Source organism: Kitasatospora sp. NPDC005856, from assembly GCF_040629945.1.
In the GTDB taxonomy this organism is placed as follows: Bacteria; Actinomycetota; Actinomycetes; order Streptomycetales; family Streptomycetaceae; genus Kitasatospora.
The window spans coordinates 1-24447 of sequence record NZ_JBEXWT010000063.1 but is presented as its reverse complement, the minus strand read 5'-3'; the positions used below and the strand labels follow the sequence as shown (position 1 = coordinate 24447).

At 71.4% G+C, this 24447-nt stretch carries 22 protein-coding genes and 1 pseudogene; 10 read left to right on the top strand and 13 right to left on the bottom strand.

The genetic code is table 11. The annotated features are described in order from the left end of the window. Window positions 1–185: 185 nt before the first annotated feature. Window positions 186–371: a PspC domain-containing protein gene (locus ABZ449_RS29835; protein ID WP_360352382.1), complete on the top strand. Its 186-nt coding sequence runs from the start codon at window positions 186–188 to the stop codon at window positions 369–371. 109 nt (window positions 372–480) lie between these two features. Here the strand turns inward: ABZ449_RS29835 and ABZ449_RS29830 are convergent, their stop codons facing one another. From ABZ449_RS29830 to ABZ449_RS29820, 3 genes are all read right to left on the bottom strand, one after another. Beyond that, window positions 481–861, bottom strand: a complete 381-nt coding sequence (locus ABZ449_RS29830; RefSeq protein ID WP_360352379.1) for a hypothetical protein — start codon at window positions 859–861, stop codon at window positions 481–483. A gap of 228 nt (window positions 862–1089) precedes the next feature. Then, window positions 1090–2247 carry an adenosine deaminase gene (locus tag ABZ449_RS29825; RefSeq protein WP_360352376.1) on the bottom strand — a complete coding sequence of 386 codons (1158 nt, stop codon included), beginning with the start codon at window positions 2245–2247 and terminating at the stop codon, window positions 1090–1092. A 130-nt stretch (window positions 2248–2377) separates the two neighbouring features. Next, window positions 2378–3346 carry a LysR family transcriptional regulator gene (locus ABZ449_RS29820; protein WP_360352373.1) on the bottom strand — a complete coding sequence of 323 codons (969 nt, stop codon included), beginning with the start codon at window positions 3344–3346 and terminating at the stop codon, window positions 2378–2380. 92 nt (window positions 3347–3438) lie between these two features. Between ABZ449_RS29820 and ABZ449_RS29815 the strand changes: the two genes are divergently transcribed. Together ABZ449_RS29815 and ABZ449_RS29810 are read left to right on the top strand one after the other, a co-directional pair. Further along, window positions 3439–4731, top strand: a complete 1293-nt coding sequence (locus tag ABZ449_RS29815) for an MFS transporter (protein WP_360352371.1) — start codon at window positions 3439–3441, stop codon at window positions 4729–4731. Between the two features lie 26 nt (window positions 4732–4757). Further along, window positions 4758–5312, top strand: a complete 555-nt coding sequence (locus ABZ449_RS29810) for a Uma2 family endonuclease (protein WP_360352368.1) — start codon at window positions 4758–4760, stop codon at window positions 5310–5312. 30 nt (window positions 5313–5342) lie between these two features. Here the strand turns inward: ABZ449_RS29810 and ABZ449_RS29805 are convergent, their stop codons facing one another. The 8 genes from ABZ449_RS29805 to ABZ449_RS29770 form a co-directional block, all read right to left on the bottom strand. Further along, complete coding sequence (locus ABZ449_RS29805; protein ID WP_360352366.1) at window positions 5343–6620, bottom strand: thymidine phosphorylase; 1278 nt, start codon at window positions 6618–6620, stop codon at window positions 5343–5345. 96 nt (window positions 6621–6716) lie between these two features. Beyond that, entirely contained in the window at window positions 6717–7127 is a 411-nt protein-coding gene (locus ABZ449_RS29800) for a cytidine deaminase (protein WP_360352363.1), read from the bottom strand. Continuing rightward, entirely contained in the window at window positions 7124–8389 is a 1266-nt protein-coding gene (locus ABZ449_RS29795) for an ABC transporter permease (RefSeq protein ID WP_360352360.1), read from the bottom strand. The genes ABZ449_RS29800 and ABZ449_RS29795 overlap by 4 nt, the downstream gene beginning before the upstream one ends. Next, window positions 8386–9543 (bottom strand): ABC transporter permease, encoded by a 1158-nt coding sequence (locus ABZ449_RS29790; protein WP_360352357.1) that lies wholly within the window; start codon window positions 9541–9543, stop codon window positions 8386–8388. Before ABZ449_RS29790 ends, ABZ449_RS29795 begins: the two co-directional genes overlap by 4 nt. A gap of 3 nt (window positions 9544–9546) precedes the next feature. Beyond that, window positions 9547–11211: an ABC transporter ATP-binding protein gene (locus tag ABZ449_RS29785; RefSeq protein WP_360352444.1), complete on the bottom strand. Its 1665-nt coding sequence runs from the start codon at window positions 11209–11211 to the stop codon at window positions 9547–9549. 208 nt (window positions 11212–11419) lie between these two features. Continuing rightward, on the bottom strand, window positions 11420–12478 hold the full coding sequence (locus ABZ449_RS29780; protein WP_360352355.1) for a BMP family ABC transporter substrate-binding protein: 1059 nt from the start codon (window positions 12476–12478) through the stop codon (window positions 11420–11422). 252 nt (window positions 12479–12730) lie between these two features. After that, window positions 12731–13984 carry an amidohydrolase gene (locus tag ABZ449_RS29775; protein WP_360352352.1) on the bottom strand — a complete coding sequence of 418 codons (1254 nt, stop codon included), beginning with the start codon at window positions 13982–13984 and terminating at the stop codon, window positions 12731–12733. Window positions 13985–14196: 212 nt separating this feature from the next. Then, a complete protein-coding gene (locus ABZ449_RS29770; protein WP_360352349.1) occupies window positions 14197–15786 on the bottom strand; it encodes a methylmalonyl-CoA mutase family protein in 1590 nt (529 codons plus the stop codon). A gap of 120 nt (window positions 15787–15906) precedes the next feature. Here ABZ449_RS29770 and ABZ449_RS29765 point away from each other — a divergent pair, with 120 nt between their 5' ends. The 6 genes from ABZ449_RS29765 to ABZ449_RS29740 all read left to right on the top strand — a co-directional run bounded on the left by ABZ449_RS29765 (window position 15907) and on the right by ABZ449_RS29740 (window position 21240). After that, window positions 15907–16662, top strand: coding sequence for an SDR family oxidoreductase (locus ABZ449_RS29765; protein WP_360352346.1), 756 nt, complete (start codon window positions 15907–15909; stop codon window positions 16660–16662). A 289-nt stretch (window positions 16663–16951) separates the two neighbouring features. After that, the gene (locus ABZ449_RS29760) at window positions 16952–17437 is read left to right on the top strand and encodes a 2-oxo-4-hydroxy-4-carboxy-5-ureidoimidazoline decarboxylase (RefSeq protein WP_360352343.1); all 486 of its coding nucleotides are present in this window, start codon (window positions 16952–16954) and stop codon (window positions 17435–17437) included. A 355-nt stretch (window positions 17438–17792) separates the two neighbouring features. Beyond that, window positions 17793–18173, top strand: coding sequence for a succinate dehydrogenase, cytochrome b556 subunit (gene sdhC, locus ABZ449_RS29755; RefSeq protein ID WP_224277929.1), 381 nt, complete (start codon window positions 17793–17795; stop codon window positions 18171–18173). Between the two features lie 8 nt (window positions 18174–18181). Then, on the top strand, window positions 18182–18673 hold the full coding sequence (gene sdhD, locus ABZ449_RS29750) for a succinate dehydrogenase, hydrophobic membrane anchor protein (RefSeq protein ID WP_360352340.1): 492 nt from the start codon (window positions 18182–18184) through the stop codon (window positions 18671–18673). A gap of 51 nt (window positions 18674–18724) precedes the next feature. Continuing rightward, on the top strand, window positions 18725–20467 hold the full coding sequence (gene sdhA / locus ABZ449_RS29745; protein WP_360352337.1) for a succinate dehydrogenase flavoprotein subunit: 1743 nt from the start codon (window positions 18725–18727) through the stop codon (window positions 20465–20467). Next, complete coding sequence (locus ABZ449_RS29740) at window positions 20467–21240, top strand: succinate dehydrogenase iron-sulfur subunit (protein WP_360352334.1); 774 nt, start codon at window positions 20467–20469, stop codon at window positions 21238–21240. Before sdhA ends, ABZ449_RS29740 begins: the two co-directional genes overlap by 1 nt. A 71-nt stretch (window positions 21241–21311) precedes the next feature. On the opposite strand, the gene ABZ449_RS29735 is transcribed toward ABZ449_RS29740, so the two are convergent. Both ABZ449_RS29735 and ABZ449_RS29730 read right to left on the bottom strand, forming a co-directional pair. Continuing rightward, entirely contained in the window at window positions 21312–22961 is a 1650-nt protein-coding gene (locus tag ABZ449_RS29735) for a hypothetical protein (protein ID WP_360352331.1), read from the bottom strand. Between the two features lie 92 nt (window positions 22962–23053). Then, window positions 23054–23311: a hypothetical protein gene (locus tag ABZ449_RS29730; RefSeq protein ID WP_360352328.1), complete on the bottom strand. Its 258-nt coding sequence runs from the start codon at window positions 23309–23311 to the stop codon at window positions 23054–23056. A 199-nt stretch (window positions 23312–23510) separates the two neighbouring features. On the opposite strand from ABZ449_RS29730, the pseudogene ABZ449_RS29725 reads away from it, so the two are divergent. Continuing rightward, window positions 23511–24447: pseudogene (locus ABZ449_RS29725) on the top strand (D-alanyl-D-alanine carboxypeptidase); the annotation flags it as partial.

Sequence of the window (24447 nt, the reverse complement as noted above, 5' to 3'; positions counted from 1 at the left end):
AACGTTGCGGGCCCCGGCCCTCAGGGTCACCCCGAGGACGACCCCGACATCCGGATACGACTACCCGGTGACTCGGCGGGGTGGAGAATCACCTGCCGGACTGAGGCTCCGGAGCCGTCCGCGACGGACCATGGAAACAGCCCACCGGACCGGCCGGAGAGGGCCGCCACCACATGGAGCCGACCATGACCGCCCGCCTCGCCCGCCCCCGCCGCAACCGCGTCATCGCCGGCGTCTGCGCCGGTATCGCCGAACGCTTCGGCCTGACCCCGTGGACCGTCCGACTGATCTTCCTGCTCTCCTGCCTGCTGCCCGGCCCCCAGTTCCTGCTCTACCTGGCCCTCTGGCTGCTGCTCCCGCAGGAGCCGTGAGCCGGGCGGCCCGGTACGCGGCGACGGGCCGCCCGCCCCGGATCCCCGGGGTGGGCGGCCCGTCGCCGCGCCTGTGGGTCGGGGCGCGCCGGTCGACGCGCCCCGGGCCTCAGCCGGTCAGACCGGGAAGGGCCGGGAGGGTGCTGGTCAGCTGCCCGATCGGGGTCTTGTCCAGGCCCGGGACGGTCGGGAGGGCGGCGCGCTGGGCGGCCCGCTCCTGGGTGACGCCGGCCAGCGGGGTGTCGCCGGCCGGGACGGCCTTGCCCACGCTCGGGGCGAGGGTGCCCAGCGTCTCGGTCACCTTGCCGGTGGGCAGCTTGGCGGCGGTGTCGGCGACCGCACCGGTCACCGCCGGGTTCGTCAGCGCGCCGGTGGGCAGCCCGAGGCCGCCGGCCGCCTGGCCGTCGGCCGCGGAGGCGGTACCGGCGCCGACCGCCGCGATGGCGATGCCGAGCGCCGCGGTGCCGGCGGCCTTGAGAGCCTGCTTCATGGTTGGTCCCCTTTGGGTCCTCGTCGGTGGCCGACTTCACGCACGGGACCGGCGGACGGGGGACCGCCGCCGGGACGTGTCGGCAATGACGGGCACACCGTAGTGAGCCGGTCGCGCGGGAACCAAAGGGCGTTCACTCACCCGAGTGAGTAGTCGGATGAACGCCAACTCCTGTGCAGGGAACCGCCGTTCATCCGACCACCGGGGCCGGACGCACCGCCCGACGGCTCAGTTGCCGCCGGCGGCCGCGCTGAACAGCCACTCGGCCTTCAGCTCGGCGTAGCCCGGCTTGATCACGTCGTTGATCATCGCCAGCCGCTCGTCGAAGGGCAGGAACGCGGACTTCATCGCGTTCACCGTGAACCACTCCAGGTCACCCAGGGTGTAGCCGAAGGCCTCCACCACGTGGCCGAACTCCTGGCTCATGCTGGTGCCGCTCATCAGCCGGTTGTCGGTGTTCACGGTGACCCGGAACTTCAGCCGGCTGAGCAGCCCGATCGGGTGCTCGGCGTACGAGGACGCGGCGCCGGTCTGGATGTTGGAGGTCGGGCACATCTCCAGCGGGACGCGCTTGTCGCGCACGTACGCGGCCAGCCGGCCGAGCTCGACCGTGCCGTCCTCGCCCACCGTGATGTCGTCGACGATCCGCACGCCGTGGCCGAGCCGGTCGGCACCGCAGCACTGCAGGGCCTCCCAGATCGACGGCAGGCCGAAGGCCTCGCCCGCGTGGATGGTGAAGTGGTTGTTCTCGCCCTTGAGGTAGTCGAAGGCGGCCTGGTGGCGGGTGGGAGGGTATCCGGCCTCGGCGCCGGCGATGTCGAAGCCGACCACGCCGCGGTCCCGGTAGCGGTTGGCCAGTTCGGCGATCTCGGTGGAGCGGGCGGCGTGCCGCATCGCGGTCAGCAGGGTGCCGACGCGGATCCGGTGGCCGGCCTCGCGGGCGTTGGCCTCACCGAGGCGGAAGCCCTCCTGGACGGCCTCGACGACCTCGTCCAGGCTCAGTCCGGCCTCCAGGTGCTGCTCGGGGGCGTAGCGGACCTCGGCGTACACGACGCCGTCGGCGGCCAGGTCCTCGGCGCAGTCCGCGGCGACCTTGATCAGCGCCTCACGGGTCTGCATCACGGCGCAGGTGTGCGCGAAGGTCTCCAGGTAGCGGACCAGCGAGCCGGAGTCGGCGGCCTCGCGGAACCACTCGCCGAGCTCCTTGACGTCGGTGGTCGGCAGGCCCTGGTAGCCGCAGGCGGCGGCCAGCTCGACCACGGTCTCCGGGCGCAGCCCGCCGTCCAGGTGGTCGTGCAGGAGGACCTTCGGCGCGCGGCGGATCTGGTCGGCGGTGGGGATGCGCGGGCCGGTGCCCGCGGCGGTGACGGGGATCTGCTGTTCCATTGCGGAAATATAGCCCCTACGCGCGTAGACCGACTACCGGTGACACCACCGGATGGTCCAAACCCGACCCGGAATTCCACCGCCCGGTCCATAGGATCCGCCAAAGCGCCCACCCACCGGGGCCACCGCGTCAGTCGTGCTGCAACAGCCGCCCCCGCCGGGACAGCACGAAGTCCCGGAAGGTCCGCGCCGGCGGCGTCAGCGGCCGCCCCGCCGCCCAGGCCAGCCCGATCGCCCGCCGGGTGCGCGGCGCCGTCACCTCCAGCTCCACCACCCCCGGCCGCGGCACCAGGGCCGGCGGCAGCAGCGCCACCCCCAGCCCGGCCGCCACCAACCCGCGCAGCGTCTCCGCCTCCTCCCCCTCGAACGCCAGCCGGGGCACGAACCCGGCCCGGGCGCAGAAGCCGTCCGTGATCGCGCGCAGCCCGTACCCCTGCTCCAGCCCGACGAACGGCTCCTCGGCCACCTCCGCCAGCCGGATCCGCCGCCGCCCGGCCAGCCGGTGGTCCGCCGGGACGACCAGGTGCAGCCGCTGCTCGTCCAGCGGGCGGGCGGCGAACGCCGGGTCCTCCGGCAGCGGAGAGACCAGGCAGAGGTCCAGCTCCCCGGCCCGCAGCCGCTCCAGCATCGCCGCGCCGTAGTCCTGCACCAGCTGGAACCGCACCCGCGGGTGCGCGGCGCGAAAACCCCGCAGCAGCGCCGGCACCGTGTCCGGCCCCATCGTGTGCAGGAAGCCGAAGGCCACCAGGCCCGCCGCCGGGTCCGCCTCCGCCCGGGCCGCCGCCGCACCGCGCTCGAGCTCGGCCAACGCCCGCTCCACCGAGGCCAGCAGCAGCCGGCCCGCCCTGGTCAGCCGCACCGCACGGCCCTGACGGGCCAGCAGGTCCACCCCCAGCTCCTCCTCCAGCCGGGCCACCGCACGCGACAGCGTCGGCTGCGGCACCCCGAGCAGCGCGGCCGCCTGGGTCACGTGCTGCAGCCGGGCCACCGCGGCGAACCGGGCCAGCCGGGGCGCCAGCAGCGCCGCCGGCTCGTCCGGCCCCAACTCGGCCACCCGGTACGGCTGCTCGCCACCGTCCACCGGTTCCGGACCGGACATCGCGCCACCACCTCGACTCATACGCCAACGCATCGATCATCCATGCTTCATGCATTGGACGCATCAACGACGCCAGGCCTACGGTCGACGGCATGCAGCCCTCCGATACCGGGGCGTCCGTGACCACCCCGGACGCCCCCGCCACCGCCCCCGCGACCTCCTCCGCCACCGCCGCGGACGACCGCCACCGCCCCGGCCGGCGCGGCTTCCGCCGCGCCAACCTCGCCCTGTTCGCCGCCGGGGTCGCGACCTTCGTCCTGCTCTACTCCACCCAGGGCCTGCTGCCGATCCTCTCGGCCGACCTCGACCTCACCCCCGGCCAGGCCAGCTGGACGGCCTCCGCCGCCACCCTCGGCCTCGCCCTCGGGCTGCTCCCGGCCAGCGCGCTCTCCGACCGGTACGGCCGCACCGCGGTGATGACGGCCTCCACCCTCGCCGCCTCCGTCCTCGCGCTCGCCCTGCCCTTCGCGCCGGACCTCACCACCCTCGTCACCCTGCGGGCCCTCCAGGGCGCCGCCCTCGCCGGGCTCCCCGCCACCGCCATGGCCTACCTCGCCGAGGAGGTCCACCCCAGCGCGCTGCCCTCCGCGATGGGCCTGTACGTGGCCGGCAACAGCATCGGCGGGATGGGCGGCCGGCTGCTCTCCGGCTGGACCGCCGCCGAACTCGGCTGGCGCTGGGGCCTCGCCGCCTCCGCCGTCCTCGCCCTGCTCGCCACGCTCGCCTTCCGGCTGCTGATCCCCGCCGCCCGGCACTTCGCCCCGGCCCCGGTGGACGCCCGCGCGCTCGCCCGGACCGTCGGGCGGCACCTGCGCAACCCGCTGCTGGTGCGGCTGTACGTCCTCGGGATGCTGTTCATGGCCGTGTTCGGCGCGGTCTACAACACCGTCGGCTACCGGCTGATCGCCGCGCCGTTCCACCTGCCGGAGTCGATCGCCGCCTCGATCTTCGTGGTCTACCTGGTCGGCACCGGCACCTCCGCCGCGGCCGGCCGGCTCTCCGGCCGCCTCGGCCGGCGCGGCGCCCTCTACGTCTCCATCGGCGTGACCGCGGCCGGCCTGCTGCTCTCCCTCGCCGAATCCCTGGTCTGCGCCCTGCTCGGCCTGGTCCTGATCACGGCCGGCTTCTTCGCCGGCCACGCCACCGCGTCCTCCTCGGTCGGCCGCACCGCCACCGAGGGTCGCGCCCAGGCCTCCGCCCTCTACCTGATCGCCTACTACCTCGGCAACAGCCTCGGCGGCACCCTCGGCGCCGACGCCTACCACGCCACCGGCTGGCCCGGCGCCGCCACCGTCGGCCTCACCGCCATGGCCCTCGCCGCCGCCGTCACCCTCTACGCCACCCGCCGGGCCCACGCGGCCAGCCGAACGGTCGCGAACGCTTGACGGCCGCCACGGATAAACTCCGGGACATGAGCATCGATCCTGCTGTGTACGCGCGGCTGCTCGAGATCGCGGATCAGCTGCCGAAGGTGCCGGGGATAGGGAAGATCGAGATCGCCGACGGCCAGATCGTCATGACGACGTCGCCGGTGAAGCGCCACGAGCTCGCCGTGCTTCGCCTCTCCCGACAGCTCAACGCCCAGTTGCCGACCACCCACCCGGGTCACATCGCCTACCACGGCGCGGATCTCCAGGACGCGGGGCTCGGCCGACTGCGCAATCCGGACCTGATGGTGTTCCCCGAGGCGACCCTGGAAGGCGAGCAGCGGGCGGTCCTGCCGCACGAGGTGCTGCTCGTCGTGGAGATCGTCTCCAAGTCCAACCCCGAGAACGACTACCACGACAAGGTCCGCGACTACTCGGCGATGGGGATTCCGCTCTACCTGCTCGTCGATCCGCGCACCGGCACCGGCATCCTCCACTCGGAACCCGGTTACGAGGCCCGCGACAAGTTCGTCTTCGGCGACACGATCGCCGTGGGCCCCTGGACCGTCGACACCAGCGGTCTGCTCACGTACGCCTGATCCGGCGCACGTGAGCAGACCTCACGAACCTCAGGCGATGCGGTCGAGGACGATCGGGTTCGGGGTGAAGGCCGTGCCCGCCGGGGCGACCTCGATGGCGCCGGCCAGGGCCTCGACGGCGTAGTCGAAGCGCTCCGGGGTGTCGGTGTGCAGGGTCAGCAGGGGCTGGCCGGCCACCACGGTGTCACCGGGCTTGGCGTGCATCTCGACGCCGGCGCCGGCCTGGACCGGGTCCTCCTTGCGGGCGCGGCCGGCGCCCAGGCGCCAGGCGCAGACGCCGATCGCGTAGGCGTCCAGGGTGGTGAGCACGCCGGAGGCGGGCGCCGGGATGACGTGCTGCTCGCGGGCGACCGGGAGCGGGGCGTCGACGTCGCCGCCCTGGGCGGCGATCATGCGGCGCCAGTGGTCCATCGCGGAGCCGTCGCGCAGCGCGTCCGCCGGGTCCTTGCCCTGCACGCCGGCCGCGGCGAGCATCTCGCGGGCGAGCGCGAGGGTCAGCTCCACGACGTCGGCCGGGCCGCCGCCCGCGAGCACCTCCAGGGACTCCCGGACCTCCAGCGCGTTGCCCGCGGTCAGGCCGAGCGGGGTGGACATGTCGGTGAGCAGGGCGACGGTGTTGACCCCGGCGGTGGTGCCCAGGCCGACCATGGTGCGGGCGAGTTCGCGGGCGTCGTCCAGGTTCTTCATGAACGCGCCGGAGCCGACCTTGACGTCCAGGACCAGCGCGCCGGTGCCCTCGGCGATCTTCTTCGACATGATCGAGGAGGCGATCAGCGGGATGGCCTCGACGGTGCCGGTGACGTCGCGCAGCGCGTACAGCTTCTTGTCGGCCGGCGCGAGGCCGTCGCCCGCCGCGCAGATCACCGCGCCGGCGGAGCGCAGGACGTCCATCATCTCCTCGTTGGAGAGCAGGGCGCGCCAGCCGGGGATGGACTCCAGCTTGTCCAGGGTGCCGCCGGTGTGACCGAGGCCGCGGCCGGACAGCTGCGGGACCGCGGCGCCGCAGGCGGCGACCAGCGGGGCGAGCGGCAGGGTGATCTTGTCGCCGACGCCGCCGGTGGAGTGCTTGTCGCTGGTGGGCAGCGGCAGCGAGGAGAAGTCCATCCGGACGCCGGAGCGGATCATGGCGTCGGTCCAGCGGCTGATCTCGCGCGACTGCATCCCGTTCAGCAGGATCGCCATCGCCAGCGCGGACATCTGCTCGTCGGCGACCTCACCACGGGTGTAGGCGTCGATGACCCAGTCGATCTGAGCGTCGCTCAACTCTCCGCGATCGCGCTTGGTCCTGATGACGGAGATGACGTCCATGCGTGCTCCAAGAGGGGTTTCAAAAGCGAAGAGTGTCGCGAGATGACCGGGTTCCGGCCCACTCGCGACACTCTACGCGCGTAACAGAAAGGGATGCTAGAGCCGCTCCGGCCCGAACGCGTCGGGCAGGACCTCGCTCATCGGCTTCACGCCCGAGGGCAGTTCGATCAACAGCCCCGGCCCGCCGTGCTCGTACAGCAGCTGGCGGCAGCGCCCGCACGGCATCAGCAGTTCGCCGGCGCCGTCCACGCAGGTGAAGGCGACCAGCCGGCCGCCGCCGGAGGCGTGCAGCGCGGACACCAGCCCGCACTCGGCGCACAGCCCGAGCCCGTACGAGGCGTTCTCCACGTTGCAGCCCGTGACCGTCCGGCCGTCGTCGACCAGGGCGGCCGCGCCGACCGGGAACCTGCTGTACGGCGCGTACGCGCGGCCCATGGCCGCGCGCGCCGCCGCCCGCAGCGGCTCCCAGTCGATCGCGGACGCCGCCGGAGGAACGGGGGCGGTCACTTGCCCTGGCCCTTGCGGTAGATCTGTCCGTCCGCCTTCGGCATCCGCAGTCGTTGCGAGGCCAGCGAGAGCACCACCAGGGTGATCAGGTACGGCGTGGCGACGATCAGCGGGCGCTGCACCTCGTCGGTGAGCGAGTACCAGGCGATCAGGCCGCCGGCCACCACGAAGGAGATCACCGTCGCGGTGTACTTGCGGCGGTACAGCTGCCAGAGCGCGAGCAGGATCATCGCGATGCCGACGATCAGGATCAGCACGTGCACCGACTCCGGGTCGCGCAGCTGGAGGCTGTCGGTGAAGCCGAACAGGCCGGCGCCCATGGCGAGGCCGCCGGGCATCCAGTTGCCGAAGATCATCGCGGCGAGGCCGATGAAGCCTCGGCCGAGGGTCTGGCCGTCCTTGTAGAAGTGCGCCGCGACCAGCGAGAGGTACGCACCGCCGAGGCCGGCGAAGGCACCGGAGGCGACGACCGCGAGGTACTTGTACTTGTAGACGTTGACGCCCAGCGACTCGGCGGCGGTCGGGTTCTCACCGCAGGAGCGCAGCCGCAGGCCGAACACCGTGCGCCAGAGCACGAAGTAGCTGACCACGATCAGCGCGCCGGCCAGCAGCACGACCACCGAGATGTTGGTGACCAGGCCGCCGAGCACGCCCGCGACGTCCGAGACGAAGAACCAGTGGTGGCTCTCGATGTCCTTCAGCCCGGAGGACAGGCCCGGGACGGTGATGTACGGCAGCGGGTCGGCCGGCGGGGACTGGTTCTGGCCGGCACCGGCCGAGACGTAGTCCTTGTAGTAGATCCGGTTGACGTACGCGCAGATGCCGGGGATCAGCAGGTTGATGCCGACGCCGGAGACGATGTGGTCGACGCCGAAGGTGACGGTGACGAGCGCGTGCAGCAGGCCGCCGAGCGCCCCGCCCAGCATGCCGGCCAGCAGGCCGACCCACGGGTTGACCAGGTAGCCGGCCCAGGCGCCGCAGAAGGTGCCGGCGACCATCATGCCTTCGAGGCCGATGTTGACCACACCGGCCCGCTCGGACCAGAGACCGCCCAGACCGGCCATGCCGATCGGCACGGCGGCACCGAGCGCGGCGGTGACCTGCCCGGAGGAGGTCAGCGAGTGGTTGCCGGTGGCCATGCCCACGGCGGAGAACAGCACCAGGGCGCCCGCGATCAGGAGCAGGACGACCGGCCAGGACAGCTTGGCCTTCTTCGCGGGTGCGCCCGGCGCCTTCGGACGAGCAGCGGTGGCGGTACTCACGCGGACACCTCCTTCTTCTCAGTGGCCGCGAGCTGGGCGGCGAGCTGGGCGCCGACCTTCTGCTGCTGGCGCTTCAGGCCGTAGCGGCGCACCAGCTCGTACGCGACGACGACGCAGATGACGATGGTGCCCTTCATGACGTCGACGATCTCGAAGGGGAAGCCGCCCTGGAGCGGCAGCACCGAGCCGGTGACGTCCAGGAAGGCGAACAGGAGCGCCGCGAAGGCGATGCCGATCGGGCTGTTACGGCCGAGCAGGGCGATCGAGATGCCCAGGAAGCCCAGGTTCTGCTGGAAGGTCTGGCCGAAGTAGTGCGAGTTCTGCAGCAGCTCGGGCAGGCCGATCAGACCGGCGATCGCGCCGGAGACCGCCATCGAGACGATGACCATCTTCTTGACGTTGACGCCCGAGGCGGTCGCCGCGGACTCCGAGCGGCCGGTGGCGCGCAGGTCGAAGCCGAAGCGGGTGCGGGTCAGGGTGACCTGGAAGACCACGCCGACCAGGGCGGCGATGAAGATGAAGCCCCAGAGCTTTCCGCCGGCCGTCTCCAGCGCGAAGAAGTGGCTGGACTCCGAGATCGGCTCGGTCTGGATCGAGTTGGTGGTGCCGCTGACCTTCGGCGCGAAGATCCCCGGAACGAGCAGCACACCGATGATCGCGGTCGCGATCGAGTTCAGCATGATGGTCGAGATGACCTCGCTGACGCCGCGGTAGACCTTCAGCAGACCGGCGATGCTCGCGTACAGGCCGCCGACCAGCATGGCGGTGATCAGCAGCAGCGGGATCTGGATGAAGGACGGCAGGTCCAGCTGGCTGCCGACGAAGGCCGCGAACAGCGCCGCGACCTTGTACTGGCCCTCGACGCCGATGTTGAACAGGTTCATCCGGAACCCGAACGCGGCGGCCGCGGCGGCCAGGTAGTAGGTGGTGGTCCGGTTGAGGATCAGCACCTGGCCGTCCGACTTGGTGCCGAACGTGATCATCACGTTCCACGCGTCGAACGGGTTCTTGCCCGAGGTCGCCAGCAGGACGGAACAGATCGCGACGGAGAGCACGACCGCGAGCACCGGCGCGGCCAGCGCGAGCACGATCCGCTCACCGCTGAACCGCTGTGCCAGGCCGGGCTTCGCGGCGGCGGGGTTGGGACTGGTCATGGGTTACTCCCCCGCCTGCGGGTCGTCGGCGGTGTCGGTGGGCTGGTGCCCGGCCTCGGCCTCGGTGCCCTCGGCCGCGACGGCCTGCGCCTCGGCGAGGGCCTCCGGCTCGGACTCCAGGTGGCCGCTGGCGGCACCGGTCATCGCGGTGCCGAGGTCCTCGGCGGTGACGGTGGCCGGGTCGGCGTCGGCGACCAGGCGGCCGCGGTAGATCACCCGGATGGTGTCGGACAGGCCGATCAGCTCGTCCAGGTCGGCGGAGATCAGCAGGACTGCCAGGCCGGCCCGCTGGGCGACCCGGATGTGCTCCCAGATCTGCGCCTGCGCGCCGACGTCCACACCGCGGGTGGGGTGGGCGGCGATCAGCAGCTTGGGCTGGTGGCTCATCTCGCGGCCGATGATCAGCTTCTGCTGGTTGCCGCCGGAGAGAGAGGCCGCGGTGACCTCGATGCCGGGAGTGCGGACGTCGTACTCCTCGACGATCCGCCAGGTGTCCGTGCGGGCGGCGGCCGGGTCGAGCAGCACGCCCTTGGAGTTGGGCTCCTCGGTGACGTGGCCGAGGATGCGGTTCTCCCAGAGCGGGGCCTCCAGCAGCAGGCCGTGCTTGTGGCGGTCCTCGGGGATGTAGCCGATGCCGGCCTCGCGGCGGGCCCGGGTCTGGGTGCCGGAGAGGTCCTTGCCGTCCAGGGTGACGACGCCGGCGTTCAGCGGCAGCATCCCCATGACGGCCTCGACCAGCTCGGCCTGGCCGTTGCCCTCGACACCGGCGATGCCGAGGATCTCGCCCTTGTGGATGCGCAGCGAGATGTCGTCCAGGACGACGCGCTCGATGCCCTCGGCGTCGGTCTTGGCGATCCGCAGGTCTTCGACGTCGAGCATCACGATGTCGGTGACGGTCGACTCGCGGCTCTCCGGGGAGGGCAGTTCGGCGCCGACCATCAGCTCGGCGAGCTGCCGGGCGGTGACGGCCTTCGGGTCGGCGTCGCCGACCGTGGTGCCGCGCCGGATGACGCTGATCGCGTCGGCCACCGCGAGCACCTCGTGCAGCTTGTGCGAGATGAAGATGACGGTGACGCCCTCGGACTTGAGCTCGCGCAGGTTGTCGAACAGCGCGTCGACCTCCTGCGGGACCAGCACGGCCGTGGGCTCGTCGAGGATCAGGATCTTGGCGCCGCGGTACAGCACCTTGAGGATCTCGACGCGCTGGCGGTCGGCGACGCCGAGGTCCTCGACCAGGGCGTCCGGGCGCACGCCCAGGCCGTACTGGTCGGAGATCTCCTTGATCTTCGCCTTCGCCTTGGCGCCGATGCCGTGGAGCTTCTCGCCGCCGAGGACGACGTTCTCCCACACCGTGAGGTTGTCGGCGAGCATGAAGTGCTGGTGCACCATGCCGACGCCGCGGGAGATGGCGTCGCCGGGGGTGTTGAACTCGCACAGCTCGCCGTTGATCGCGATGGTGCCCTCGTCCGGCTTCTGCATGCCGTAGAGGATCTTCATCAGCGTCGACTTGCCGGCGCCGTTCTCACCCATCAGGGCGTGCACGGTTCCGGTGCGGACGGTGAGGTTGATGTCGTGGTTGGCCACGACACCCGGGAAGCGCTTGGTGATGCCGCGCAGTTCGACGGCCGGTGTCGCCGTCCCCGCGCTGGGGGTGCCGTCCTTGCGCAGGGGGACGGGTTCGGATGCGGTGATGGCGATCTCCTGGTGGTCTGGAGGCGCGTCGTTGCGCTCGGAGGGCCAAGGGGGAACGGGGGGACGGAACGGGGCCCGGGGGTACGCGTTGAGCGCACCCTGCCGGGCCCCTCCCGTGAACTGTGTGGATGCATCGCGCTGCCGGGCAGGCGGCAGGCGCTGCGGCGTCCGGGACGCGCGGTCCTTACTTGACCGGCGCGGTCGGAATGGTGGTGGCGCCCGACTTGATCGCGTCGCCCGCGGCCTTCAGCTTGTCCTGGATGTCGTCGATCTTGCCGCCGGTGGTGGCCAGCGAGACACCCTCGGCCTTCAGGTCGAACAGCTTGACACCGGTCGGGCTCTGGCCCTGCTTGACCGACTGGATGTACGAGAACACCGCGGTGTCGACGTTCTTGACCATCGAGGTCAGGATGCTGTTCTTGTACTTCGCCAGGGCCGGCTGGCTGGCCTGGTCGGAGTCGACACCGATGGCCAGGGCGCCCTGCTTGTTGGCGACGGCCTCGATGGCGCCGTTGCCGGAGGAGCCGGCGGCGGTGTAGATGACGTCCGCGCCCTTGTCGAGCTGGCCCTGGGCGGCCTCCTTGCCCTTGTCGGGCGAGGCGAAGCCGGTGAAGTCCGGCGGGGTGGTCAGGTAGGTGGTCTCGACCGTGATGTTCGGGTCGACGGACTTCACACCCGCCGTGTAACCGGCCTCGAACTTCTTGATCAGCTCGGACTGCACACCGCCGATGAAGCCGACGTGCTTGGCCTTCGACTTGTTCGCGGCGGCGACACCGGCCAGGTACGAGCCCTCCTGCTCGGCGAAGAGCAGCGAGGTGACGTTGGCCGGCTGGTCCTTGTCGTTCGAGTCGATGATCGCGAACTTGACGCCCGGGTTGTCCTTGGCGACCTTGTTGACGGCCGGCTGGTAGACGAAGCCGACGGCGATGATCGTCTTGTAACCCGCGTCGATCAGGTTCTTGAGACGGGTCTCCTTGTCGGCCTCGGCCTCGCCCTGCTTGGCCTCGGCCTCGGTCACGGCGACGCCCAGCTCGGACTTGGCCCTGTCGAGGCCACGGGCGGCGGAGTCGTTGAACGACTGGTCGCCGCGGCCGCCGATGTCGTAGGCCATGCCGACCTTGAGCGAACCGTCGCTCGAGCCGGAGGAGGAGGAGTCGGTGCTCTTTGCGCCGCAAGCGGCGAGCGAGGCCATGCCCAGGGAACCCGAGAGCACAACCGCGGCGAGCTTCATTGAACGGCGCAAGGGGATATCTCCTTCTACACGCAACCGTTTGGCGTGGTCGGACGCCACCGTAACGCGCGTAGAACACGGTTGTGTTACGGGGTGCCGGAGCATACGGGTTGTTATCAAACCGTGGTCTGATGTTCTTCCCGGGGCTCTATCCCCTGCGCGGACGGTGATCCGAGGTCGGTTCGGCCAGTTTACGGACCCTCGCCGGCACACCGGATCCCGCCATTCCGCTCCGTGTCGGCCGTTCCGCCCCCGGAGCCGCCGTCAGCTGTCGTCCGCCTCCAGGGCGAGCGCCGAGAACAGTTCCACGCCGATGCCGATCGCCCGCTCGTCCACGTCGAACCGACCCTGGTGCAGGTCCCGGACCGTGGCGTCACCGGGGGCGCGGACGCCGAGCCGGGCCAGGGCGCCCGGGGCGTGCTCCAGGTACCAGGAGAAGTCCTCGCCGCCCAGGCTCTGCTCGGTGCCCTCCACCACCACGGCGCCGTCCCGGCCGAAGCGGGCGTGCATCGCCTCGTCCAGCCGCGCGACCGAGACCGCCTCGTTCACCACCGGCGGCACCCCGCGGTGATAGTCCAGCGTCCACTTGGCCCGGTAGGTCTCGGACAGCTTGGCGATCAGCTCGTGCAGCAGGTCCGGCGCCTCCCGCCAGCCGTCCAGCTCCAGGCAGCGGACGGTGCCCTCCAGTTCGGCGTGCTGCGGGATGACGTTGGGCGCGGAGCCGGAGGCGATCCGCCCCCAGACCAGGCTGACGCCCCAGCGCGGGTCCATCCGGCGGGCCAGCGAGCCCGGGAGGTCGGCGGCCATCTTGGCGACCGCGGTGACCAGGTCCGTGGTCAGGTGCGGGCGGGCGGTGTGCCCGCCGGGGCCGTCCAGGTGCAGCACCAGGCGGTCGCAGGCCGAGGTGATCGCCCCGACCCTCAGGGCGATCCGGCCGACCTCCACCTTCGGGTCGCAGTGCACCGCGAAGATCCGCCCGACGCCCTCCATCCCGCCGGCCTTGATCACGTCCAGCGCGCCGCCCGGCATGACCTCCTCGGCGGGCTGGAACACCAGCCGGACGGGGCGGCGCAGCTCGCCGGTGCGGACGGCCTCGGCCAGCACCAGGGCGGTGCCGAGCACCACCGAGGTGTGCACGTCGTGGCCGCAGGCGTGGGCCCGGCCGGGGACGGTGGAGCGGTACGGCACGTCGGTCTTGGCGTCGTCGATCGGCAGCGCGTCGATGTCGGCGCGGAAGGCCAGGAACTCCGTCCCCGGGGTCGTTCCGGGCGGGACGATGTCGACGAGCATGCCGGTGCCGCCGGGCAGCACCCGGGGTTCGAGGCCGGCGGCCACCAGCCGGTCGCGCAGCAGCCCGGTGGTTCGGAACTCCTGGCGGCCCAGCTCCGGGTGCCGGTGCAGATCACGACGGAAGGCGATCAGCTCGGGCTCCAGCGCCCGGACCCGTTCGCGCAGATCGGCGGCGGGGCGTGCGGCGATGAGAGTGGTGCCCGGCTGAGCGGGCTCAGGACGGTTCATCTCGCCAATCGTAGGCCTGTTGGGGGGTTTTGGCCCGACTTCCCGAAAATTAGTCCCCGGATGGGTGCATACCGGCCGGACACGTGGGTATGACATCTTGTTTCAGCCGCCTTCCCCGGATTGCGTGCCCTGTGCAACGATCCCTCCGGCCGGCGGTCACGGCCGCCACCTCCTCGACGGCACCCGCGGGTTGACGGGCGTTCAGCCCGAGGTCAGAAACGCTCCACCGGGGCGTACGTCCCCCACACCCCGCGCAACGCGTCGCACACCTCGCCGACGGTGGCCCGGGCGGCCAGCGCCTCCTTCATCGGGTAGAGCACGTTGTCCGTCCCCCCGGCCGTACGGCGCAGCGCGTCCAGCGCCCGGGTGACGGCACCGGCGGAGCGCTCGGCCCGCAGCCGGGCCAGCCGCCGCGCCTGCAACCGCTCGATCGCCGGGTCCACCCGCAGCGGCCGGTACGGCTCCTCCGTGTCCGACCGGAAGCGGTTGACCCCCACCACCGTCCGCTCCCCGGAGTCGGTCTCCTGCTGGAGCCGGTAGGCGGTGCGCTCGATCTCGCCCTTCTGGAAGCCGCGTTCGATCGCGGCCACCGCGCCGCCCTGCTCCTCGATCCGGTCCATCAGCACCCGCGCGGCGGCCTCCACCTCGTCGGTGAGCGACTCGACGGCGTAGGAGCCGGCGAACGGGTCGACGGTGGCGGTCACGTCGGTCTCGAACGCGAGCACCTGCTGGGTGCGCAGGGCGAGCCGGGCGGCCTTCTCGGTGGGCAGCGCGATGGCCTCGTCGAAGCTGTTGGTGTGCAGCGACTGGGTGCCGCCGAGCACCGCAGCGAGCGCCTGCACGGTGACCCGGGCCAGGTTGACCTCGGGCTGCTGGGCGGTGAGCTGCACTCCCGCGGTCTGGGCGTGGAAGCGCAGCTTCTGCGAACGAGGGTCCCGGGCACCGAACACGTCCCGCATGATTCTGGCCCAAATCCTGCGCGCGGCGCGGAACTTGGCCACTTCCTCCAGCAGCGTCACCCGGGCCACGAAGAAGAAGGAGAGCCGGGGAGCGAAGTCGTCCACGGCCATCCCAGCGGCGAGCGCGGTACGGACGTAGGCGATGCCGTTGGCCAGGGTGAAGGCGATCTCCTGCGCGGGATCGGCCCCGGCCTCGGCCATGTGGTACCCGGAGACGGAGATGGTGTTCCAGCGCGGGATCTCGGCCCGGCAGTACCGGAACACGTCGGCGGCCAGCCGCAGCGAGGGCTCCGGCGGGAAGATGTAGGTGCCGCGGGCGATGTACTCCTTCAGCACGTCGTTCTGGACCGTACCGGTGAGCGCCGCCGGCGCCACCCCCTGGGCCTCGCCGACCAGCTGGTAGAGGAGCAGGAGCAGGGCGGCGGGCGCGTTGATGGTCATCGAGGTGGACACCTCGCCGAGCGGGATGCCGTCGAACAGCACCGCCATGTCCTCGACGCTGTCCACGGCGACGCCCACCCTGCCGACCTCCCCGGCGGCGAGCGGCGCGTCCGAGTCGTGGCCCATCTGGGTGGGCAGGTCGAAGGCCACCGAGAGGCCGGTGCCGCCGCCCGCGATCAGCCGGCGGTAGCGGGCGTTGGACTCGGCGGCGGTGCCGAAGCCCGCGTACTGGCGCATCGTCCAGGGGCGGCCGGTGTACATCGTCGGATGGACGCCCCGGGTGTAGGGGTACTCCCCCGGCCGGCCCAGCCGGGCGCCGGCGTCCCAGTCGGCCAGGGACTCGGGGCCGTACAGCGGCTCGATCGCGAAACCCGACTCGGCGCGGCGCGGCTCGGCGGTCATGGGTGCCTCCTCCGGAGCTGGGGAGCGGGGTCCTCGCAATGTAGGCCCTGACCGGCCCGCCGCGGCGGCGACGCGGTTGAGATGATCGGGTGAACGACCGACGAGCCCCAGGGAGTGGCAATGACCGAGCAGAAGGTGGCCGTGGTCACCGGTGCCAGCAGCGGAATCGGCGCGGCGACGGCCCGCCGACTGGCCGCCGAGGGCTTCGACGTGGTGCTGACCGCCCGCCGCACCGACCGCGTCGAGGCGCTGGCGAAGGAGATCGCCGAGCGGGGCGGTTCGGCCCGGGCCGTCACCCTGGACGTCACCGACCGGGCCGCGGTGGACGCCTTCGCGGCCGCGGTCGGCCGGGTGGACGTCCTGGTGAACAACGCCGGCGGCGCGATCGGCGCCGAGACCGTCGAGCAGGGTGACCCGGCCGACTGGCGGGCCATGTACGAGGTGAACGTGCTCGGCGTGCTGCACGTGACGCAGGCCCTGCTGCCGGCCCTGCGGGCCACCGGCGACGGCACGGTGCTGGTGCTCTCCTCGACCGCCGCGCTGGCCGCCTACGAGGGCGGCGGCGGGTACGTCGCCGCCAAGCACGCCGCGCACACCATCGCGGCCACGCTGCGGCTGGAGCTGTGCGGGGAGCCGATCCGGGTGATCGAGATCGCGCCCGGCATGGTGAAGTCCGAGGGCTTCGCGGTCACCCGCTTCCGCGGCGACGAGGAGAAGGCCGCCGCCGTGTACGCGGGCGTGGCCGAACCGCTCACCTCGGAGGACATCGCGGACACCGTGGCGTGGGCGGTCACCCGGCCCTCGCACGTCAACATCGACCTGCTGGTGGTCCGCCCCCGGGCGCAGGCCGCCAACCACAAGGTCCACCGCGCCTGAGCCGGCCGGCGGAGGAGGAAGGGGAGGGCGGCGCTGACGCGCAGGTGTCAACGTCACAACTTGATAGCTCGTCCGGATGAATTCGGCGCGTGCCCTCCCCAACTGATGACCGCTCAACTACCTTTGAGGCGCAGGTCGACCGGCGCCAACGCGCCCCTCGGCAGCCCCCATCCCACCTGTTCACCACCCCACTCCACCGGCACCTTCCCGCCCTCACGAGGAGGACCCGCTGGCCAGCGACATCCCGTCACAGCGGCTCGACGTCACGACGGAGCCGACCCTCCTCGGGTTGCACCGCTTCAACGAAGCCGACGCCGGCGCTGCCGAGGAGGCCCTGTTGGCCTGCTGCGGCAGCCACCGCTGGGCCCTGCGGCTCACCGCCCACCGGCCCTACCCCGACATCGAGTCCCTGCTGGCCGCGGCCAGCGAGGCCTCCTACGACCTGCGCCCGGCCGACCTCGCCGAGGCGCTGGCGGACGAGAGCTGGATGCCGCAGCCGCTGCTCGGCATGCGGGCTCCCGGAAGCCAGGCCGCGCACACCGCGCTGCGGGCGGCGCACGCCGCGTACGAGGCCCGGTTCGGCCACGTCTTCGTGGTCTGCCTGGAAGGGATCGCCCCGGAGGAGATGCTCGACACCGTGCTCTCCTCCATCCGCACCCGCCTCGCCAACGATCCGGACGAGGAGCGGCTGATCGCGGCCGACGAACTCCGCCGGATCGCCCTCGGCCGACTGGAGCACCTGGTCGCCACCCCGTCGGAGGCCGCAGCGCGCTGAGCGCGCACCACACACACTCCCCGTCACCCGCGAGGGTGACCCAACCCGTGAAACCGCCCGAACGAGTGAGGCCGGAGCACCGCCCGGCCCGAACCACCGACGAACCGGCGACCGCCCCGCCCCGCGCCCTCACCCTGCGGCGCGGGGCGTCGGCATGTCGTCACCCATCGTGATGACGCCGGGTTTGGTTCCCGCCCCGCTAGGCCAGAAGTGCCTGATTGATCACACCTGGGGCCCCCGGAGGCGGTTCACGACAAGGCGTCGATAGGATGCTGGCGGCCGGTGGACCGTACCCGGCCGGGCTGACCGACACCGAAGCCGGCCGAGCCCCCAATCGCTTCCGGAGGGTTTTTCCGTGCCGGCTGGAACGCTGTACCGCGGCCGGGAAGGCATGTGGAGCTGGGTGGCTCATCGAGTCACCGGCGTCCTCATCTTCTTCTTCCTGTTCGCCCACGTCCTCGACACCGCCCTCGTGCGAGTGTCGCCGGAGTCCTACGACACCGTCATCCAGACGTACAAGACTCCGCTCGTGAACCTGATGGAGTACGGCCTGGTGGCCGCCATCCTGTTCCACGCCCTCAACGGGCTGCGCGTCGTCGCGGTGGACTTCTGGTCCAAGGGCCCGAAGTACCAGAAGCAGATGCTCTGGAGCGTCGTCGGCGTCTGGGTCCTCCTGATGGCCGGTTCCTTCTACGGGATCCTCCAGCACACGCTGATCTCCTGGTTCGGGAAGTGAGCCGAGACATGTCCACGGAAATCTCCGACGCCATCGTCGTCCCCTCCAAGCAGGCGCACACGGGCAAGGGACTGGGCACCGGCAACCCCGCCGACGCGTTCGTCATCGAGCCCCCGCGCCAGCGGACCAAGAAGACCCCGCGCCGCACCCGCACCAACTTCGAGATGCTGGCCTGGCTCTTCATGCGCCTGTCCGGTGTCGTCCTGGTCGTACTGATCCTCGGCCACCTGCTGATCATGCTGGTGCTCGACGGCGGTGTCTCCAAGATCGGCTTCGCCTTCGTGGCCGGCCGCTGGGCCTCGCCGTTCTGGCAGGGCTGGGACCTCCTGATGCTCTGGCTCGCCATGCTGCACGGCGCCAACGGCATGCGTCAGGTCATCAACGACTACGCCGAGAAGGACTCGACCCGGCTCTGGCTCAAGGGGCTCATGGGTACCGCCACGGTCTTCACCGTGCTGCTGGGCACCCTGGTGATCTTCACCTTCGACCCCAACATCTGAGCCGCGAGCACCATCGACCATCGGCAGAGGCCAGAGGCGAGTTAACCCCCCATGCAGATTCACCAGTACGACACCGTCATCGTCGGCGCCGGCGGCGCCGGCATGCGCGCGGCCATCGAGTCGACGCAGCGCAGCCGCACCGCCGTCCTGACCAAGCTCTACCCCACCCGGTCCCACACCGGCGCGGCCCAGGGCGGCATGTGCGCCGCCCTCGCCAACGTCGAGGAGGACAACTGGGAGTGGCACACCTTCGACACGGTCAAGGGTGGTGACTACCTGGTCGACCAGGACGCCGCCGAGATCATGTGCAAGGAGGCCATCGACGCCGTCCTCGACCTGGAGAAGATGGGTCTGCCCTTCTCCCGCACCGAGCAGGGCCGCATCGACCAGCGCCGCTTCGGCGGTCACTCCCGCAACCACGGCGAGGCCCCGGTCCGCCGCTCGTGCTACGCGGCCGACCGCACCGGTCACATGATCCTCCAGACGCTGTTCCAGAACTGCGTCAAGCACGGCGTCGAGTTCTTCAACGAGTTCTACGTCCTCGACCTGCTGATCAACGAGGGCAAGACGGCCGGCGTCGTCGCGTACGAGCTCGCCACCGGCGAGATCCACGTCTTCCAGGCCAAGTCGGTCGTGTTCGCCTCCGGCGGCACCGGCAAGTTCTTCAAGGTCTCCTCCAACGCCCACACCCTCACCGGTGACGGCCAGGCCCTGGTCTACCGCCGCGGCCTGCCGCTGGAGGACATGGAGTTCTTCCAGTTCCACCCGACGGGCATCTGGCGCATGGGCATCCTGCTCACCGAGGGCGCCCGCGGCGAGGGCGGCATCCTCCGCAACAAGGACGGCGAGCGCTTCATGGAGCGCTACGCCCCCGTCATGAAGGACCTCGCGTCCCGTGACGTCTGCTCCCGCGCGATCTACACCGAGATCCGCGAGGGCCGCGGCTGCGGTCCCGACGGCGACCACGTCTACCTGGACCTGACCCACCTGCCGCCGGAGCAGCTGGACGCCAAGCTGCCGGACATCACCGAGTTCGCGCGCACCTACCTCGGCATCGAGCCCTACACGGACCCGATCCCGATCCAGCCCACCGCGCACTACGCCATGGGCGGCATCCCGACCAACGTCGAGGGTGAGGTCCTGCGCAACAACACCGACATCGTCCCCGGCCTGTACGCGGCCGGCGAGGTCGCCTGCGTGTCCGTGCACGGCGCCAACCGCCTGGGCACCAACTCGCTGCTGGACATCAACGTGTTCGGCCGTCGCGCGGGCATCGCCGCCGCCGACTACGCCAACGCGAACGAGTTCGTCGAGCTGCCGGAGAACCCGGAGGAGAAGGTGCAGGCCCTCGTCGACGGCCTGCGCGAGGCGACCGGCACCGAGTCCGTGGGGCAGATCCGCAAGGAGCTGCAGGAGACCATGGACACCAACGCCATGGTGTACCGCACCGGCGCCACCCTGAAGCAGGCGGTCGAGGACATCGCCGCGCTGAAGGAGCGCTACAAGAACGTCTCCATCCAGGACAAGGGCTTCCGGTACAACACGGACCTGCTGGAGGCCGTCGAGCTGGGCAACCTGCTCGACCTGGCCGAGGTGCTGGCCGTCTCCGCGCTGGCCCGCGAGGAGTCCCGCGGCGGCCACTACCGCGAGGACTTCCCGACCCGTGACGACGTGAAGTTCATGCAGCACACCATGGCGTACCAGGAGGTGGACGCCGACGGCGCCACCTCCATCCGCCTCGACTACAAGCCGGTCGTCACGACCCGCTACCAGCCGATGGAGCGTAAGTACTGATGAGCACTCCGACCGTGGAGAAGCACTCGGCCGCTCTGGACGCGGTCGAAGCCGGTGCCGTCCAGCCGATCACCGTCACCTTCCGCATCCGCCGGTTCAACCCGGAGGAGCACCCGGACCCGGTGTGGGTGGACTACCAGCTGACGATGGACCCGAAGGAGCGCATCCTCGACGCGCTCAACAAGATCAAGTGGGAGCAGGACGGCACCCTCACCTACCGCCGTTCCTGCGCCCACGGCATCTGCGGCTCCGACGCCATGCGGATCAACGGCCGCAACCGGCTGGCGTGCAAGACCCTGATCAAGGACGTCAACCCGGAGAAGCCGATCACGATCGAGGCCATCAAGGGCCTGACGGTCCTCAAGGACCTGGTCGTGGACATGGACCCGTTCTTCCAGGCGTACAAGGACGTCATGCCGTTCCTCATCACCAAGGGGAACGAGCCGACCCGCGAGCGCCTGCAGTCCGCCGAGGACCGCGAGCGCTTCGACGACACCACCAAGTGCATCCTGTGCGCCGCGTGCACGTCGTCCTGCCCGGTGTTCTGGAACGACGGCCAGTACTTCGGCCCGGCCGCCATCGTCAACGCGCACCGCTTCATCTTCGACTCGCGCGACGAGGGTGCCGAGCAGCGCCTGGAGATCCTCAACGACCGTGAGGGCGTGTGGCGCTGCCGCACCACCTTCAACTGCTCCGAGGCCTGCCCGCGCGGCATCGAGGTCACCAAGGCGATCCAGGAAGTGAAGCGGGCCCTGGTCACCCGCCGCTTCTGATCCCCGCCTGACAGCCCGAAGGCCCCCGGCCCGATCCTCCGATCGGGCCGGGGGCCTTCGGCGTTCCCGGGCTAACGCAGCACGCCGAGGTCCTTCGGCGTGGACCAGCCGCTGAAGGTCACCAGGTGCCGGTCGGGAGTGACGGCCCACAGGTCCGGCTTGCCGTCCCCGTCCCCGTCGCCCGCGCTGTCGAGCGTCGGGTACGCGGCGGTGGTGAAGCCGGTGGCGACCACGTTCGCCGAGGGATCGGCGAGGGCGGAGAAGTCCAGCAGACCGTTGGGCTCCCTGGTGACCGGGTAGGCGTGCAGGGTGCCGGTGGCCCGCTCGCGCGCCCACACGGTGAGGTTGCCGGAGGCGTCCGCGCCCGGGGCGATCAGCTCGTAGCCGTTCCAGTCGCCGGTGGTGGCGACGGGCTGGGCGTAGCCGTAGTCACGGCCCGTGTCGATGAAGGCGTACAGCTTGCCGTGCTCGACCGAGAGGAGCGTCGGCAGGGACGGCCCGGTGCCGGTGCGGCCGCCGACCGCGACGAGCTGATCGGCAGCGGCCCAGTCCGCGGCGTAGTCCTCGGGGCAGGCGATCGACCCGCCCGCGGGATCGAGACAGTCGGACGGCTTCCACGCGAGGGTGGGCAGCCGGTCGCTGAAGTCCCCCTTGCTCCAGTTGGAGTAGACGTACAGGACCCCGCCGTTGTCCTTGGGGCGCACCACCAGGTCGTCGCCGGGTCCGTGGATGTCGGCCCAGCCGCGGTGCAACACCAGGTAGTCCTGCCAGCCGGCGTGCAGCGGGGCGAGCGCGGCCGGGATGGTGGAGGCCGGGGTGGTGTCCTCGGCGGCGGCGCTGATGACCTGAAGGTTGCCCTGGGCGTCCGGGAGCAGGATGTCCGGCACGGCGTCGCCGTCGACGTCACCGGGAACGGCCGGCTTGGGGCGCGGGTCCCAGGGCGCGTAGAAGGTATGGGTGGAGGGCTGGCCGACGTTGCCCGCGTCGTCCATGGCCTGGACGGTCAGGACGTTGGTGCCCCAGTCCTTGGGCTTGAGGGTGAGCTGGGCGGTACCGTCGGCGCCCGCCTTGACGGTGTGCCCGGAGGCGCAGTCCCAGCCGACGCCGAGCGAGCCGTTCAGCACGTACCGGTAACAGGCCACGCCGGAGGCCTGGCCGCCGGCCGGGGCGGCGTCGAGGCCCTTGAGGGTGAAGACCCCGTTCTCACCGGCGTACTTGCCGGGGGTGGTGCCGGAGCCGCTCTCCGGGAAGTCGGTGGACGAGACGGACAGGCCCGGGTGGGTCAGGTCGACCCGGAAGTGGCAGGTCGGAGCGGGCTTGCCGCTGCCCGGGTCGTACGCGGGCCAGGTCTGCCACGAGTAGGAGTGGCCGTCCGCCAGGCCGCTGGTGGCCAGCCGGGCGGTGCCGCCGGTGACGTCCACGGCGGTGTCGACGATCTTGTCGTGCTCCGGGGTCGAGTCGTCCCAGACCTTGAAACGCACCTGCGGCGAGGTGGCCGAGACGGTCAGCACCGGGTTCGCGACCTCCAGCCAGCCGGGGGCGGTGGCGTCGTCGCAGGCGTCGGTGCGGACACCGGTGGAGGCGAAGCCCGGTGCGGGCAGCGCCTTCGGGTCGGTGACCGCGACCCCCGGTACGGCGGCGGCGCCCGGCGCCGCGAGCAGACCGGCGGCGAGCGCCGCCGCGGTGGCCCCGCCGATGCGACGGGCATGTCGAAGTGTCATGAAGGTTCCCCACCCCTGGTGCACAACGGACCGTTTCCATGTGAGAGCGGTGAGGATCCTGCCAGTGGGGGCCGACAACGGCAACGGGATTGTCAGTCGGTGGCCGGTGTGCGGCGGGTGGCGCGCAGGCCGCGGAGGCCGATGGTGCCGACGGCGATGCCGAGGACGAAGGAGGTGACGGCGAGGAGGAGGTGGACCCAGAAGAAGGCGGTGGGCTGGGAGTGGTCGCCGCCGGTGAAGGCCTGGCCGCCGGAGTCCTTCCAGAGGTTCTTCACGAAGGTCGTCCAGATGACGATCGACCAGACCCCGAAGGCGGTCAGGAACCAGGAGGTGCGGCGGCTGAGCTTCATGGGGGTCCTCGACGTGTGAAGGCGGTGTGCATCCCCAGTATGCGCGGGCCGCCGATCGGCGTACGGCGGGCCCCTCCTGCGGAGGACGGGCTCCGGGGGACGGGCTCCGGAAACCGTGAGTGGGTACGGTCTGGTGGTGCCCACACCCCGTCTCACGTTCGCGCGACTGTGCGCCGCGGTCACCGCGGCCCTGCCGGTACTGCTCGCCGCCCCGGCGGGCGCGGCCCCGCAGCAGCCGCCGCCGTCGGTCGCGATCGGTGGCGAGCGGCTCGGGCTCCCCGGGGTGCAGGTCGCCCCGATGGCGGGCGCCCCGCCGCTGCCCACCGACCTCACCGGCCAGTCCTGGATAGTCTCCGACGCGGCGTCGGGGGAGGTGCTGGCGGCCAGCAATCCGCATCTGCGGCTGCCCCCGGCCAGCACCCTGAAGATCCTCTTCGCGGACACCGTGCTGCCCAAGTTCGACCGCGACGCGGTGCACCGGGTGGCCGACGAGGAGATCCAGGGGATCGGCCCCGGCAGCAGCCTGGTCGGCATCAAGGAGGACCTGGACTACCGGGTCGAGGACCTGTGGCGCGGGGTGTTCCTGAGCTCCGGCAACGACGCCGTGCACGTCCTGGCGCACATGAACGGCGGGATCCGGCGGACCGTCGCCGAGATGCAGGCGCGCGCCGACGCGCTCCAGGCGCGGGACACCAGGGTGATCTCCCCGGACGGCTACGACATGGACGGCCAGGTCTCCTCGGCCTACGACCTGTCGCTGATGGCCCGGGCCGGCCTGCGCAACGCGGACTTCCGGATGTACTGCGCCACCCGGGACGCGATGTTCCCGGGCGCCGTCGACCGGAAGACCGGCCAGCGGAGCAGCTTCGGGATCGCCAACACCGACCGGCTGCTGGGCAGGTACCCGGGCCTGATCGGCGTGAAGAACGGCACCACCACCAACGCCGGCTCGACCTTCGTCGGCGCCGCCGAGCGCGACGGCCGCACCCTGCTGGTGACGGTGATGCACCCGGCGAGCTACCAGAAGGTGTACGACGAGCCAGGAGACCCGATGGCACCCCTCACCACGCCCCCGCCCCGCGCGGCGCAGGGCGACACCGCGCCCAGCGCCTTCGACGACCACCTCGCGGCGCAGC